The 14,826-nt window shown below is 69.9% G+C and carries 15 protein-coding genes; 7 read left to right on the top strand and 8 right to left on the bottom strand.

Annotation, left to right across the window (positions count from 1 at the left end):
• Positions 1 to 37 precede the first annotated feature (37 nt).
• The 4 genes from ASG60_RS08060 to deoA are packed head-to-tail and all read left to right on the top strand — an operon-like array spanning position 38 to position 3,297.
• A complete protein-coding gene (locus tag ASG60_RS08060) occupies positions 38 to 445 on the top strand; it encodes a cytidine deaminase (protein ID WP_056359271.1) in 408 nt (135 codons plus the stop codon).
• Complete coding sequence (locus ASG60_RS08065) at positions 438 to 1,265, top strand: purine-nucleoside phosphorylase (RefSeq protein WP_056384930.1); 828 nt, start codon at positions 438 to 440, stop codon at positions 1,263 to 1,265. Before ASG60_RS08060 ends, ASG60_RS08065 begins: the two co-directional genes overlap by 8 nt.
• The gene (gene deoC / locus ASG60_RS08070; protein WP_056384932.1) at positions 1,262 to 1,990 is read left to right on the top strand and encodes a deoxyribose-phosphate aldolase; all 729 of its coding nucleotides are present in this window, start codon (positions 1,262 to 1,264) and stop codon (positions 1,988 to 1,990) included. Before ASG60_RS08065 ends, deoC begins: the two co-directional genes overlap by 4 nt.
• The gene (gene deoA / locus ASG60_RS08075) at positions 1,987 to 3,297 is read left to right on the top strand and encodes a thymidine phosphorylase (RefSeq protein WP_056384934.1); all 1,311 of its coding nucleotides are present in this window, start codon (positions 1,987 to 1,989) and stop codon (positions 3,295 to 3,297) included. Before deoC ends, deoA begins: the two co-directional genes overlap by 4 nt.
• Before the next feature lie 4 nt (positions 3,298 to 3,301).
• On the opposite strand, the gene ASG60_RS08080 is transcribed toward deoA, so the two are convergent.
• The 4 genes from ASG60_RS08080 to dnaK all read right to left on the bottom strand — a co-directional run bounded on the left by ASG60_RS08080 (position 3,302) and on the right by dnaK (position 7,748).
• The gene (locus tag ASG60_RS08080; protein ID WP_056384936.1) at positions 3,302 to 3,625 is read right to left on the bottom strand and encodes a hypothetical protein; all 324 of its coding nucleotides are present in this window, start codon (positions 3,623 to 3,625) and stop codon (positions 3,302 to 3,304) included.
• 102 nt (positions 3,626 to 3,727) lie between these two features.
• Positions 3,728 to 4,384 (bottom strand): rRNA adenine N-6-methyltransferase family protein, encoded by a 657-nt coding sequence (locus ASG60_RS08085; protein WP_056169693.1) that lies wholly within the window; start codon positions 4,382 to 4,384, stop codon positions 3,728 to 3,730.
• A gap of 171 nt (positions 4,385 to 4,555) precedes the next feature.
• Positions 4,556 to 5,722 (bottom strand): molecular chaperone DnaJ, encoded by a 1,167-nt coding sequence (gene dnaJ, locus ASG60_RS08090; RefSeq protein ID WP_056169696.1) that lies wholly within the window; start codon positions 5,720 to 5,722, stop codon positions 4,556 to 4,558.
• A gap of 112 nt (positions 5,723 to 5,834) precedes the next feature.
• Positions 5,835 to 7,748 (bottom strand): molecular chaperone DnaK, encoded by a 1,914-nt coding sequence (gene dnaK / locus ASG60_RS08095; protein WP_056169699.1) that lies wholly within the window; start codon positions 7,746 to 7,748, stop codon positions 5,835 to 5,837.
• Between the two features lie 455 nt (positions 7,749 to 8,203).
• On the opposite strand from dnaK, the gene ASG60_RS08100 reads away from it, so the two are divergent.
• The gene (locus ASG60_RS08100; protein ID WP_056384938.1) at positions 8,204 to 9,190 is read left to right on the top strand and encodes a hypothetical protein; all 987 of its coding nucleotides are present in this window, start codon (positions 8,204 to 8,206) and stop codon (positions 9,188 to 9,190) included.
• A 118-nt stretch (positions 9,191 to 9,308) separates the two neighbouring features.
• Here ASG60_RS08100 and ASG60_RS08105 read toward each other — a convergent pair whose 3' ends face one another.
• The gene (locus tag ASG60_RS08105) at positions 9,309 to 9,917 is read right to left on the bottom strand and encodes a YqgE/AlgH family protein (RefSeq protein ID WP_056384940.1); all 609 of its coding nucleotides are present in this window, start codon (positions 9,915 to 9,917) and stop codon (positions 9,309 to 9,311) included.
• A 164-nt stretch (positions 9,918 to 10,081) separates the two neighbouring features.
• Between ASG60_RS08105 and ASG60_RS08110 the strand changes: the two genes are divergently transcribed.
• On the top strand, positions 10,082 to 10,564 hold the full coding sequence (locus ASG60_RS08110) for a peroxiredoxin (protein WP_056169705.1): 483 nt from the start codon (positions 10,082 to 10,084) through the stop codon (positions 10,562 to 10,564).
• A 227-nt stretch (positions 10,565 to 10,791) separates the two neighbouring features.
• The gene (locus tag ASG60_RS08115) at positions 10,792 to 11,229 is read left to right on the top strand and encodes a nuclear transport factor 2 family protein (protein ID WP_056260468.1); all 438 of its coding nucleotides are present in this window, start codon (positions 10,792 to 10,794) and stop codon (positions 11,227 to 11,229) included.
• Between the two features lie 13 nt (positions 11,230 to 11,242).
• Here the strand turns inward: ASG60_RS08115 and thrB are convergent, their stop codons facing one another.
• The 3 genes from thrB to ASG60_RS08130 form a co-directional block, all read right to left on the bottom strand.
• Complete coding sequence (gene thrB, locus ASG60_RS08120) at positions 11,243 to 12,208, bottom strand: homoserine kinase (protein ID WP_056384942.1); 966 nt, start codon at positions 12,206 to 12,208, stop codon at positions 11,243 to 11,245.
• A gap of 87 nt (positions 12,209 to 12,295) precedes the next feature.
• Positions 12,296 to 13,297 carry a 4-hydroxy-3-methylbut-2-enyl diphosphate reductase gene (ispH, locus tag ASG60_RS08125; protein WP_056260472.1) on the bottom strand — a complete coding sequence of 334 codons (1,002 nt, stop codon included), beginning with the start codon at positions 13,295 to 13,297 and terminating at the stop codon, positions 12,296 to 12,298.
• A gap of 100 nt (positions 13,298 to 13,397) precedes the next feature.
• Positions 13,398 to 14,801 (bottom strand): PLP-dependent aminotransferase family protein, encoded by a 1,404-nt coding sequence (locus tag ASG60_RS08130; protein ID WP_056384945.1) that lies wholly within the window; start codon positions 14,799 to 14,801, stop codon positions 13,398 to 13,400.
• Between the last annotated feature and the right edge of the window lie 25 nt (positions 14,802 to 14,826).

Here is a 14,826-nt window from a genome sequence, read left to right on the forward strand (position 1 = left end):
CTCGACAGGGCTCCGGCATCGATGCCAAACATCGCGCATGGACCCCGATCTCCAGAGCCTGTTCGACGCCGCCCGCGTCGCCCGCGCGCGGGCCTACGCGCCGTACTCGCGCTTTGCCGTCGGCGCCGCCCTGCGGGACGCGGACGGCCGGGTCCATGCCGGCTGCAACGTCGAGAACGCGGCCTATCCGGTGGGCTCCTGCGCCGAGGCCGGGGCCATTGCCGCCATGGTGGCGGAGGGCGGGCGGGCGATCCGCACCATGCTGGTGATGGGTCCCGGCCCCGGCCTCGTCACCCCCTGCGGCGCCTGCCGCCAGCGCATCCGTGAATTCGCCACGCCCGGCGCTGTGATCCACGTGGCCGACGACGACGGCATCCGCGCCCGGTTCACCCTCGGCGCCCTGCTGCCGGACTCGTTCGGGCCGGAGAACCTGACCGATGCCTGACGGGGCCGGGCTCGCTGCGACGGTCGATCGCCTGCGCATGCGAGGGTTCGCGGGACCGTTCGCCTGCGCCATCGTGACCGGCACCGGCCTCGGCGCCCTGGTGGAGCGCCTCACCGACGCCTACGCACTGTCCTATGGGGAGATTCCAGGCTTTCCCGCACCCGGCGTCAGCGGCCATGGCGGGCGGCTCCATGCCGGGCGGCTCGGTGGGCGCCGCGTCCTGGTGTTCGAGGGCCGCGCCCATGCGTACGAGATCGGGAACGCCGCCGCCATGCGGGTGCCCCTCGGTGTCGCGCGGGCGCTGGACGCCCGTGCCCTTCTGCTGACCAACGCCGCCGGGTCGCTTCGGCCCGAGGCCGGTCCGGGCCAGCTCGTGGCGCTCAGCGACCACATCAACCTGTCCGGCCTCAATCCGCTCATCGGGGAGGCGAGCGAGGCACGCTTCGTCCCCATGGTGGGCGCCTACGATTCGGATCTGCGGAAGACGCTGCACGCCGCGGCCGTATCCTGCGGCCTGGCCCTGCACGAGGGCGTCTACGCGTGGTTCTCGGGCCCCAGCTTCGAGACGCCGGCGGAGGTCCGCATGGCCGGGATCCTCGGCGCCGACCTCGTCGGCATGTCCACGGTGCCGGAGGCGATCCTCGCCCGCTTCCTCGGCCTGCCCGTGGCGGCGGTCTCGGTGGTCACCAACCTCGCCGCCGGCATCGGCGACGGCGACCCGCACCACGACGAGACCAAAGCCGTGGCGGCGCGGGCGGCCGCCGACCTCGCCCGCCTCGCCGAAGCCTTCGTCGCCCGCCTGCCGGAGCCCCACGCATGACCGACGCTTCGATCGCGCGGCGCGCCCTCCCGCTCCTCGACCTGACTGACCTGGGCGACACCTGCACCGAGGCGGCCATCGACGCCCTGTGCGCGGCCGCCCGCGCCAGCGGCGTCGCGGCAATCTGCGTCTGGCCCCGGTTCGTCGCGCAGGCCGCCCGGCTCCTCGCCGGATCGGGCGTGGCGGTGGCGACGGTGATCAATTTTCCGGCCGGGGGCGAGGATGCGGCGCGGGCCGTCGCCGACACCCGCGCGGCCCTGGCGGACGGCGCCGACGAGATCGACCTCGTCCTGCCCTATCGCGCCCTCCGCGAAGGCCGCCCCGAACCGGCGCGCGCGATGGTCTCGGCCGTGCGGGACACCTGTAGGCCCGCCTGCCTCAAGGTGATTCTGGAAACCGGCGAACTCGCCACGCCGGAGCTGATCGAAGGGGCGAGCCGCCTCGCCCTCGCGGCGGGTGCCGACATGATCAAGACGTCCACGGGCAAATCCGCCATCTCGGCGACCCCGGAAGCGGCCGAGATCATGCTGGTCGCCATCCGGGAGACCGGCGGCGAACACGGCCTCAAGGTCTCGGGCGGCATCCGGACCGTGGCCGATGCCGCCCTGTATCTCGCCCTCGCCGACCGCATCATGGGGCCGGATTGGGCGACGCCCAGAACCTTCCGCATCGGGGCGAGCGGCCTGAACGCCGCCCTCATCGCCGCCCGGGACCCCAGGCCATGATGCTGCCGCAGGAAATCATCCGGGCGAAGCGGGACGGGCTCGCCCTCGATCCGGCCCGCATCGCCGACTTCATCGCCGGCCTGACCGATGGGCGCGTCACCGAGGGCCAGGCGGCGGCCTTCGCCATGGCGGTGTTCTTCCGCGGTTTGTCCCTGGACGAGCGCGTCGCCCTGACCCGGGCGATGACGCATTCGGGCACGGTGCTGCGCTGGGACCTGCCGGGCCCCGTCCTCGACAAGCATTCCACCGGCGGCGTCGGCGACGCGGTCAGCCTCGCCCTGGCGCCCCTGGTGGCGGCCTGCGGCGGCTACGTGCCGATGATCTCGGGGCGCGGCCTCGGGCACACGGGCGGCACCCTCGACAAGCTCGGGGCCATCCCGGGCTACGACGCGCGGCCGGACCTCGACCGGTTCCGCCGGGTCACGAAGGACGTCGGCTGCGCCATCATCGGCCAGACGCCCGACCTCGCGCCGGCCGATGCCCGCCTCTACGCCATCCGCGACGTCACCGGCACGGTGGAATCCCTCGATCTCATCACGGCGTCGATCCTGTCGAAGAAGCTCGCCGCCGGCCTCGACGGCCTGGTGATGGACGTGAAGGTCGGCTCGGGGGCGTTCATGGCCGGACCGGACCAGGCGCGGGGGCTCGGCGAAGCCATCGTCGGCGTGGCGGGCGGGGCCGGCCTTCCGACCGTGGCCCTCGTCACCGACATGGACTCGCCCCTCGCCTCGGCGGCGGGCAACGCCCTGGAGGTGGCCTACACCCTGGATTATCTCGGCGCGCGCGCGCGGGAGCCCGCGTTCCATGCCATCACAGTCGAACTCGGCGCCGAGATGCTGATGCTGGGCCGCCTCGCGGACAGCTTGCCCGCCGCGCGGACGCGACTGGAGGAAGCCCTCGATTCGGGGCGTGCCCTGGCGATCTTTTCCCGCATGGTGGCGGCGCTCGGTGGCCCGGCCGACCTCGCCGAGCGTCCTGGGGAGTACCTCGCCAGGGCCGCCGTCGTGCGGACCGTGACGGTGCCGGAGGCCGGCGTCATCCGCCGGGCGGCGACCCGCGACATCGGTCTCGCCGTCATCGGCCTCGGCGGTGGCCGGACCCGGCCGCAGGACGCCATCGACCCCGCCGTGGGGTTCACCGGCCTCGCACGGGCCGGCGACGCGGTCGGTCCCGACCGGCCGCTCGCCACGATCCACGCAAGGGACGCCGCCTCGGCGGACCGGGCCGAGGCGGCCCTGCGAGCGGCCTACCTCATCACGGCCGAGCCTCAGCCGGCCGATGCCCTGCTCCGCGACAGGATCGCCTGACCGATCAGTACCGGTCGTAACCCCGGCCGCGGCCGTCGTGATGATGGTGGTGATGGTGGCCCCAGTGGCGCCGGCCGTAGCCACGGTCGTGATCCCAGCCGCGATGGTGACCACCCCAGCCGCGGTCATGGCCGCGATGATGATGCCCGCGATCGTAGCCCCGGTGACCGTAGCCGTCATGATCGTAGACGGGCACGAACTCGGCCTGCGGTCCGACATCGGCGAACGGCAGCGCTTGGGCACCGCCGACGCCGAGGCCGATCGCGAGGGCGAGGCCGGCCGCGAGGCGGCGGCTTCGGACGAGCAGCGTGTGGGGGCGAAAAGCCATGACGGTCTCCCGGTCTCAGGGGGTCGACGACATCTCGACCCCGTCAGGAGAACCTAGATCGCGACGGCTGAACGCCGTGGCCGGGAGCCGTTCAGCCCTGCGTCAGGGACGGCGATAGGCCCAGACACGCGCCGGCGGCAGGTTGAGCCAGACGCGGTTGGAACGACTCGCCGTATAGGTCCCGGCATCGCAGCGCTCGGGAATCGGCGGAACCACCGCGTAGGTGAACTGCACGAAGGGCGCGCCCGCATGCATCATGGCGTGGGCGGCGTTGAGGAGCTTGAGACGCTGTTCCAGGGGCTTGGTGAACAGCGGAAGGCTCGACACCGTGGCGGCGGCCTTTTCGTGGACGAGGGCCCCGAGGGTGGCGGTGATGTCGTAGGCATCGCCCTGCACCACGGTGGCCCGGGGAAACCGCGTCCGCAGCAGCCGGCAGAAATCCGGGTTGTACTCGACCAGGATCAGGCGCTCCTGCTCGATGCCCCGTCGCACGAGGGCTTCCGTCACCGGACCCGTACCCGGCCCGAGTTCGATGACCGGCCCGGCCATGCGCGGATCGACGTAAGACGCCATGGTGCGGGCGAGCATCTTTCCCGACGGGGTCACCGACCCCGTGACGAGGGGACGCTCGAACCAGGAGCGCAGGAAGCGGGCCTCGTCCTCCAGCGGATCGCGCCGCACGCGCGGGGCACCGGGCGCACCCTGGAGAGCGCCGAGGGCGGCTTGGAGTTTGGTGCTGGGACGGCGGAGCGGCGGCAAGACCCTAGGCCCTCAGATCACGGTTTGGGAAGGAAAGGCTAGACGCCGAAGGCCGTGTACAGTCAAGCCGCATCGGCGCTTCGCCCCCGGGTCCGGTCGTGCGTTCGGTCGAGCGGTGCGGCCCAGCCACAATCATAACCGGGCTCGCGGCCGTTCGATCCCGCACCGTGTTCACTGTCGGGCGGTACCGCCGAGTCCGTCGAAGAACTCGCGGACCTTGGAAAAGAAGCCCGCGCTCTCGGGGTGGTTCTCGTCGGAAGCCGACTGACCGAATTCCTGCAGCAGCTCGCGCTGGCGCTTGGTCAGATTCTGCGGCGTCTCGACGAACACCTGGATGTAGAGGTCGCCGACCTCGCGGGCGCGCAGCACCGGCATGCCCTTGCCTTTGATGCGGAACTGCTTGGCCGTCTGCGTGCCGGCAGGGATCCGCACCTGGGTCTGCGAGCCGTCGATGACCGGCACGGTGATCTCGCCCGACAGGGCCGCCGTCACCATGTTGATCGGCACCCGGCAGAACAGGTCGGCGCCGTCGCGCTGGAAGAATTCGTGCGGCTTGATCGAGAGGAACACGTAGAGGTCGCCCGCCGGGCCGCCGCGCAGGCCGGTCTCGCCCTCGCCGGCGAGACGGATGCGCAGGCCGTCGTCGACGCCCGCCGGCACGTTGATCGACAGGGTGCGCTCGCGGGTGACGCGGCCGGCACCCGAGCAATTGCCGCACGGATCGTCGATGACCTCGCCGCGTCCGTGGCAGTTCGGGCAGGTGCGCTCGATGGCGAAGAACCCCTGCGCGGCGCGCACGCGGCCGTAGCCGCCGCAGGTCTGGCACGGGCGCGGCTTCGAGCCGGCCTTGGCACCGGACCCCGAGCATACCTCGCAGGTGACGGCCGTCGCCATCTTGATGGTCTCCGCCTTGCCGGCGAAGGCCTCCTCCAGGGAGATCTCGAGGTTGTATCGCAGATCGGCGCCGCGCTCGCGGGTGGAACCGCCGCGTCCGCCCGCGCCGGCTCGCGCACCGCCGGGGGCCGCGCGTCCGTCGCCGAAGAAATTGTCGAAGATGTCCGACATGAAGTCGCCGAACTCGTTACCGAATCCGGGGCCGCCCCCGCCGCCCTGCTGGAATGCGGCATGGCCGAAGCGGTCGTAGGCTGCACGCTTCTGGCCGTCGGTCAGGGTCTGGTAGGCCTCGTTGACTTCCTTGAACTTGACCTCGGCCTCCGCATTCCCGGGATTGCGATCGGGATGGTAGGTCATGGCGAGCTTGCGGAAGGCGACTTTCATCTCGCCGTCGGTCGCGGTCTTGGCGACGCCAAGAATCTCGTAATAGTCCCGCTTCGACATACCCGCCCTCAAAAGTCGTTCGGCGCGCCGGCATCCACCGGGGACCGCACCGTCATCTGACCAGACATGGCGAGGGGCCGGATTACTCCGACCCCCCGTTTCTCAAGGGGCGTTATGCCCGCTTCTTCTGGTCCTTGTCATCGACTTCCTGGAAGTCGGCGTCGATGACGTCGTCCTTCTTGGCTTCGCCGGCCGGCGCCTCGGCCCCGGCCTCACCGCCCTGGTTGGCCGCGTACATGGCCTCGCCGAGCTTCATCGACGCCTGCATCACGTCGGTTGTGCGAGCCTTGATGGTCTCGACGTCGTCGCCTTCGAGGGCCGTGCGCAGCGCCGTAATGGCGGTCTCGATGGCACCCTTGTCGTCGGCCGAGACCTTGTCGCCGTACTCCTTGACCGACTTCTCGGTGGCGTGGACGAGGCTCTCGCCCTGGTTCTTCACCTCGACGAGCTCGCGACGCTTCTTGTCCGCTTCGGCATTGGCCTCGGCGTCCTTGACCATCTTCTCGATATCCGCATCCGAGAGGCCGCCCGAGGCCTGGATGCGGATCTGGTGCTCCTTGTTCGTCGCCTTGTCCTTGGCCGTCACGTTGACGATGCCGTTGGCGTCGATGTCGAAGGTCACCTCGATCTGCGGCATGCCGCGCGGGGCCGGCGGAATGCCCATGAGGTCGAACTGGCCGAGCATCTTGTTGTCGGCCGCCATCTCGCGCTCACCCTGGAAGACCCGGATGGTGACGGCGTTCTGGTTGTCCTCGGCCGTCGAGAAGGTCTGGGACTTCTTGGTCGGGATGGTGGTGTTGCGGTCGATGAGGCGGGTGAACACGCCGCCCAGGGTCTCGATGCCGAGCGACAGCGGGGTGACGTCGAGGAGCAGAACGTCCTTCACGTCGCCCTGGAGCACGCCAGCCTGGACCGCCGCGCCGATGGCCACGACCTCGTCGGGGTTGACGCCCTTGTGGGGCTCCTTGCCGAAGAACGACTTCACCACTTCCTGGATCTTCGGCATGCGGATCATGCCGCCGACGAGCACGACTTCGTCGATCTCGGAGGCCGAGACGCCCGCATCCTTGAGGGCCTTGCGGCAGGGCTCGATGGTGCGCTGGACGAGGTCGTCCACGAGGGACTCGAACTTGGCGCGGCTGAGCTTGAGCGCGAGGTGCTTCGGCCCGGAGGCGTCGGCCGTGATGTAGGGCAGGTTGATCTCGGTCTGGGTCGCGGAGGACAGCTCGATCTTGGCCTTCTCGGCGGCTTCCTTGAGGCGCTGGAGCGCGAGCTTGTCCTTCGTCAGGTCGATGCCCTGCTCGCGCTTGAACTCCGCCGCGAGGTACTCGACCACGCGGTTGTCGAAGTCCTCGCCGCCGAGGAAGGTGTCGCCGTTGGTGGACTTCACCTCGAACACGCCGTCGCCGATCTCGAGGATCGACACGTCGAAGGTGCCACCGCCGAGATCGTACACCGCGATGGTGCCAGCCTTCTTCTTGTCGAGGCCGTAGGCCAGCGCCGCGGCGGTGGGCTCGTTGATGATGCGCAGCACTTCGAGGCCGGCGATCTTGCCCGCGTCCTTGGTGGCCTGGCGCTGGGCGTCGTTGAAGTAGGCGGGCACGGTGATGACGGCCTGCGTCACCGGCTGGCCGAGATGGGCTTCCGCCGTCTCCTTCATCTTCTGCAGGGTGAAGGCGGAGATCTGCGAGGGCGAATACTTCTTGCCGTCGGCCTCGACCCAGGCGTCGCCGTTGTCACCGCGGACGATGTTGTAGGGCACGAGGCCCTTGTCCTTCTGCGTCATCGGATCGTCGTAGGTGCGGCCGACGAGGCGCTTGATGGCGAAGAAGGTGTGTTCCGGGTTGGTGACCGCCTGGCGCTTGGCCGGCTGGCCGACGAGGCGCTCGCCGTCGTCGAGGAAGGCGACGATGGACGGCGTGGTGCGCGCACCTTCCGCGTTCTCGATGACCTTGGGCTGCGAGCCCTCCATCACGGCAACACAGGAATTGGTGGTGCCGAGGTCGATACCGATAACTTTACCCATGGTGGGATCCCTCTGTTGTGCTTGGTCAAGCAGACCGCCGAGCCCCGAAGCAGCTCGGCCCATGGCGGTGAAAAACTGAGATTGGCGAGCCGGATCGCGCCCGGGCCGAACGTCGCGAAACGCTCAGGCTCGGGTCCTAATCCCGCGTCCCGCCGGATATAAGAAGGGGGATGCGGAGCCGCAAGGCGAACCGGAAACGACCCGGGGGAACCGGGCGCGCCCCCGGAGCGGATCGCGCCCGAGGGCGTTATCCCGTTCTCGCAGCGGCACGATCCCGGCCGACGACGCGAATTCCCACGGCCCGCCGCCGCGATTCTGTTGTAACGGCGCCACGTTCAAGCCATGGCCCCCATGGTAGGCTGACGTGTGGCCGTGTTCGTCCGCGAGTTGATCTCGCAGTTCCTGCGGCCGGCGAGCTCCCGCGGCCGGCGAGTTCCCACAGCCGGAAAGTCCCGATGCCCCCGTTGACCCGCGCCCTCCTCCTCGCACCCCTGCTGCTCGCCGCACCCAGCCCGGCCGCCGCGCAGAACTTCTTCGAGGAGCTGTTCGGGATCGGGCGCGCCGCCAAGCCGCCGGTTCCGCCCCGCGGCGTCCCGGGCGGCGTCCAGCCGGGCTCGCCCATCGCGCCGCCTCCGGGCGCCCCGGGAGATGCGCCGACGGCGGAGGTGCCGCGCGCGCCGGCGGCTCCGAAGCAGCCCGTGGTTCTCAAGGCGCCGACGGAGGACAACGTCGTCGGCCAGGAGCTGATGCACAACGGCCTCAACGGCAGCCTGAAGCTGGAAAAGACCGGGGGCGGCACGATCGCCCGCATGATCCTGCCGGGCACCAAGGTGTCCCAGCCGAGCGAGAGCTGCACGGTGCCGTGGAACGGCGGCACGCCCGCGACCCTCACGGCCGAAGGGCGACCCGACGGACTCGCCCGCTTCGAAGCCGCCGGGGCCACCTGCCCCCTGCGCTTCGAGGTGGTGGACGGCGGTGTGCTGGTGACATCGCTCGGGACCACGCAGATCTGCACCGTGGCGGCCGCCGATTGCGCCACCACGCCGGCGGGCCTGTGGGGGCCAGCCGCCGCGACCCTGATCCCGCGGGCGGCCGAATTCGACGGCGCGCGCGGCACGGCCGACCGCGCGGTCCGTGAGAACTACAAGCTCATGACCCAGCGGGCGCGCGGACAGGACGTCCGCCCCATCGTCACCGAGCAGGCGGCGTTCTCGTCCGACCGCGAGCAGCTGTGCCGGACCTATGCCCGGGAAGGCGCGCACGGCTTCTGCAATCTGCGCTTCACCGAAGGCCGAGCCCTCGCGCTCGCCACCCGCCTCGGCGTCAACACCGCCAGCGCCGCCCCTACGGCGGCCGCCGCCCCACGGCCGCGCCGCAAGCCGCAACCGTCCGTCGAGGGAATGAACCCGGATGCCGGCGGCGCGCCGGCTTTTCCGGAGTAGGGGTTTCGAGAGGGATCATCCCTTTGGCGGGTGCCGGGCAGAGACCGACGAAGAACCAGGGCCGGTTTCTCAAAACTCTTGCCCTGACCCGCGAGGGGCTCGCCCTTCGGACCCTGATTCAGGCGCGGCCGGCATCCATCGACAGCATGGCCGGGTCGATGCCGATGCCGCGCAGGGTGCGTTCGTACTTCGCATCGAGGGCGGTGTTGAAGATCAGCTCCGGGTCGGCCGGGCAGGTGAGCCAGCCGTTGGCCAGGATCTCGTTCTCGAGCTGGCCGGCCTGCCATCCGGCATAGCCGAGCGCCAGGACGGCGCTGGCGGGACCGGCGCCGTTGGCGATGGCCCGCAGGATATCGACGGTGGCGGTGAGGCAGATGCCGTCGTCGATGATCAGGGTCGACTGGTCGATGTGGAAATCGTCCGTGTGCAGCACGAAGCCGCGCTTGGCATCCACCGGGCCGCCCATGAGCACGGGCATGTGGCCGACCCGCTCGCGCAGGCGGATGGCGTCGAGTTCGGTGGCGATCTCGAGCTGGATCAGCAGGTCGGGCATGTTGAGGTTCTGAACCGGCTTGTTCAGGATGATGCCCATGGCTCCATCCGCCGAGTGGGCACAGAGATAGATCACCGAGCGCGAGAAGCGCGCATCCGTGAGCCCCGGCATGGCGACCAGGAACTGGCCTTCGAGGGAGGCGGGATCACCCGACTGGGACCGTGATGACTGCATAGCCCATGCTACGCCCGTCGGTGCCCTTGTCCAAGGCGCAAATCCGAGAGGCGCAGCAAGGCGTTCGGCCGCGTGTGCACGGCCGTCGCGGTTGCCTCGACACGCGGGAGCCCGCGCGATAGACGGCAGGGACGTACGGGCGCGACGCCCGCAGGAGATCACCCATGACGATCCAGGTTGGCGACCACCTGCCCCAGGTCACGTTCCGCGTCAGCGGCAAGGACGGCCCCGAGGCCCGGACCACGGACGACGTGTTCAAGGGGCGTCGGGTCGTCCTCGTGGGCGTTCCGGGGGCGTTCACCCCGAGCTGCCACCGCAACCACCTGCCGGGCTTCGTCGAGAAGCAGGCCGAGATCAAGGCACGCGGCATCGATGCCGTGGCGATCACCTCCGTCAACGATGTGTTCGTCCTCGATGCCTGGCAGAAGGCCAGCGGTGCCGAAGCCCTCGAATTCCTCGCCGACGGCAACGCCGAATTCGCCAAGGCGCTGGGCCTCGACATGGACGGCACGGGCTTCGGCCTCGGGCCGCGCTCGAAGCGCTACGCCATGCTGGTGGAGGACGGCGTCGTGCGGGTGCTCAACGTCGAGGATTCGCCGGCCAAGACCGAGATCTCCGGCGTCGACGCGCTGCTCAAGGTGATCTGACGCTTCGGTCACCCACCGAGACCATGCGGGCCCGGGGTGATCCCCCGGGCTTTTTCATGCCTCCCTGCATTCGAGGTCTGTGCCGTCGCCTGGATATGGTTTTCGCCGACGAGGCGACCGGACCGGCCAAAAGATATGCCGCAGCTCTTATCAAGCTTTCAAGATACGAATTTTAGGCGGACACTGTCGTTTCGGGAATCAACCGAGCTTTCGATAGGGAGAACGCCATGCCCTTCCGTTCCGAAACCTGTGCCATTGTCCTCATGGCTGGCCTCGCGATGTCGGCGCCGGCCTTCGCGGATGATCCGAAGGCCACGGCCCAGGCGGCGGCCGACCGCTGGGACCAGAGCTTCAACACCGGGGATATGGACGCACTGACGACGCTCTACGGCACCGACGCCGAAGTCGTCACGAAGGGGGCGCCGCTCTCGGGCGGCCCGAGCATCCAGGCCTACTTCACCAATCTGAAGTCGAAGGGGTTCGCGGATCACAAGGTGACGGTCCAGTCGGCGAAAGCGAAGGGCGACCTCCTCCTCGCCAGCGGACGCTGGGAGGCGAGCGGCCCCGGGGACGGCGGCGCCCGCAAGGTGTTCAGCGGAAACTGGGTCAACGTCCTGGAGCGCCAGGGTGACGGGTGGCGGACGGTGCTGCACACTTGGAACTGAAGCACGGCCCCGATCAGGCGCCGCGCCCGTAATCCTCGGCCCGTGTCGCCGTGCGGTGGAACGTCAAGCGGCGGTCGTATTCCAGCGGGTCCTTCGGCTGGACCAGGGCGCCCGGCGGCACGTTCAGCCAATCGACCAGGCGGGTCAGCAGGAAGCGCAGGGCCGCGCCCCGGCACAGGATCGGCAGGGCGGCGACCTCTGGCGGGGTCAGGGGCCGGACGGTCTCGTACCCGGCGATGAGGGCTGCGCCCCGGTCGCAGTCAAAAGTGCCGTCGGCCTCGAAGCACCACGCGTTGAGACAGATCGCGAGGTCGTACGCGAAGGCGTCGGTGCAGGCGAAGTAGAAGTCGATGACGCCCGACAGGTCGTCGCCGATGAAGAACACGTTGTCGGTGAAGAGGTCGGCGTGGATCACGCCCGAGGGCAGACCGCGCGGCCAGCCGGCTTCGAGAACCGCGAGGTCGCCGCGCACCCGCTCGGCGAGGCCCGGCGCCACGCCGTCGGCCTGGGGTTCGGCGCCCCGGAACAGCGGACCCCAGGCTTCGACCGAGAGGCTGTTGTCGCGCCGCATGGGAAAATCGCTGCCGGCGGCGTGCAGGCCCGCCAGCGCCCCGCCCAGCGCGCGGCAATGGTCGGGATTCGGCCGTTTGACCGAAACGCCTTCGAGGAAGCTGACGATCACCGCCGGACGGCCGCAGAGTTCGCCGAGCGCCACGCCGGCGCGGTTGCGGATCGGCAGCGGGCAGGCGAGGCCGCGCGCGGCGAGATGCTCCATGAGGTTGAGGAAGAACGGCAGGTCGTCCAGGCGCACCCGCTTCTCGTACAGGGTGAGGATGTAGGCGCCGGCCGTGGTGTGTACGAAGAAGTTGGTGTTCTCGACGCCCTCAGCGATGCCCTTGTACGAGAGCAGGGTGCCGATGTCGTAGGCGCTGAGGAAGCGGGTCAGCGCCTCGTCGGAGACCTCGGTGTAGACGGCCACGGGCGGTTCGCTCGAAGGTTGGGGGTTCAAAAAGAACAAGGGCGCCGATGGGCGCCCCTGCTGGTCGAATCGATGGAAAGGCCGCGTCTACTCGGCGGCTTCGCTGCGCAGTTCGCGCGGCAGCGGAAAGGACATGTCCTCCACCACCGTCGAGACCGTGTCCACCGTGACGGTGTAGCGGGCGGCGAAGGCGTCGATGATCTCTTCCACCAGCACTTCCGGGGCCGAGGCGCCGGCGGTGAGGCCGAGGCGGCGCACGTCCTTGAACGCCTCCCAGTCGATCTCCTCGGCGCGCAGCACGAGGCGGGTGATCGGGCAGCCGACGCGCTCGGCGACCTCGCGCAGGCGCTGCGAGTTCGAGGAGTTGGACGAGCCCACGACGATCACGGCATCGACGAGGGGGGCCACCTGCTTCACCGCCTCCTGGCGGTTGGTGGTGGCGTAGCAGATGTCGTCCTTGTGCGGCCCGGTGATGGTCGGGAACTTCTTCTTCAGGGCCTCGACGATGTGGTGGGTGTCGTCCACCGACAGGGTCGTCTGCGTCACCCAGGCGAGGTTGTCGCGGCTCTCAGGCTCTAGGGCGGCGATCTGCTCGAGGTCTTCCACCAGGGTGATGGAGCCGGCGGGCAACTGGCCCATGGTGCCGACCACCTCGGGATGGCCCGAATGGCCCACGAGGAGAACGTGGCGGCCGCGCTTGTGGTGGATCTCGGCCTCGCGGTGAACCTTGGTCACCAGGGGGCAGGTGGCGTCGATGGTGGTGAGCCCGCGCGAATCGGCGTTGTTCGGGACGGTCTTGGCGACGCCGTGGGCGGAGAAGATCACCGGGGCGGAGCCGTCCGGCACCTCGTCGAGCTCACGCACGAACACGGCGCCTTTGCGCTTCAGGCTCTCGACCACGTATTTGTTGTGGACGATCTCGTGCCGGACGTAGACCGGCGGTCCGTAGATGGCGAGCGCGCGCTCGACCACGTCGATGGCCCGCACCACGCCGGCGCAGAACCCGCGCGGGGCGCAGAGCAGAATCTCCAGGGGGGGCTTCTCCGCGCTGGCGGAGGCGGTCTGGGTGGTCGGGATTGCTTCGCTCATGATAGCCGGGATGTGGCGAGGCTGGGCCGCCCCTGTCAACCGCTCATAGCCGAAAACCGTCCCTGTGGCACGGGCGGGCGTATCAAACCTGTCGAGCGTGTCATGCAGGCCCACCCTGCATCGCCGCGTCCAGCACCGAGAAGATTCGCGGTTCGGCGCAATGGGCGACGTTGAAGCGCAGGAAGGGCGTACCCGCCCCGGAGGTGCTGAACGCCGCCCCCGGCGCCAGCACCACGCCCTGGCCGAGCGCGCGGCGGGCGACGTCGCCCGAATCGAGGCCTTCCGGCAGGGCGGCCCACAGGAACAGGCCGCCGCGCGGCTCGGTCCAGAGCGTCAAGCCTGCCGCTTCCAGGCGCCGCGCCGCGAGGCCACGATCGCGGGCGAGCTTTTCGCGAATCTCCGAAAGGTGGCGGCGATAGGTGCCGTCGGTGATCAGGCGATGCATGAGCAGGGCGGCGAGGTGGCCGTTGCCGAGACTCATGGCGAGCTTGAGATCGACGAGGGGCTCGATCCAGTCCGGCCGCACGGCGAGAAAGCCGCAGCGCACGGAGGCCGACAGGGTCTTCGAGAAGCTGCCGACCTGGATCACCCGCTGGAGCCCGTCGAAACCGGCGAGCCGGGGCGCCGGTTCGGGCTCGAGATCGCCGAAGATGTCGTCCTCGATGATCAGGGTGTCGTGCGCCTCCGCCAGGCGCAGCACCCGGTGGACGATGGCCGGGGCGAGGGTCGCGCCCGTGGGGTTATGGAGGGCCGAGTTCGTCAGGTAGAATCGGGGACGGTGCTCCGACAGGAGCGTCTCCAGGGCCGTGAGATCCGGCCCCGTGGGCGTGAACGGCACCCCGACCACCGTGACCCGGTGGGCGCGCAGGAGCGCGTGGTAGTTGAAGTAGCAGGGGTCATCCACCACCACCGTGTCGCCCGGCGCCAGGAGGAAGCGGCACAGGAGGTCGACCGCCTGCGTCGCCGAATCGAGCAGGAGGATCTGGTCGGCATCGGCGACGATGCCCTTCTCCTCCATCCGGCGCGCGATCTGGGCGCGAAGCGGGGCGAGGCCCAGGGGCTGGTCGTAGCAGACGAGGCTGCGCGTGCCCTCTCGGGCGAGGTGGCGCAGGCCGCGGCGGATCGCGTCGCCCGGCATCCACGCCGTCGGCAGCCATCCCGAGCCGGGCTTCAGCAGGTCCGGGCCGGATTGCATCGACTGACGGGTGATCCAGAGGGGATCGACGGCCCGGTCGAGTTCCGGCCCCACGGTCTTGAGGCATAGCGGGCGGGTCTTGCCGGCGACGTAGAAGCCCGAGCCCCGCCGCGCCACGATGGCGCCCTCGGCACCGAGCCGGTCGTAGGCCTCCACCACGGTCGATTTCGACACGCCCATGGATTCGGCGAAGCTCCGCACGGAGGGCAGGCGGGCTCCGGGTGCGAGCTGGCGGCTCGCGATGCGCTCGGCGATGGCCTGGGTCACCGTCTCGACCAGGGTCGGCGGGCTCGGCGCGCGGGATTTCATCGGCACTGTCTTTCGATCTGTACGG

Origin of the sequence: Methylobacterium sp. Leaf469 (genome assembly GCF_001424745.1) — a bacterium.
Taxonomy (GTDB): Bacteria; Pseudomonadota; Alphaproteobacteria; order Rhizobiales; family Beijerinckiaceae; genus Methylobacterium.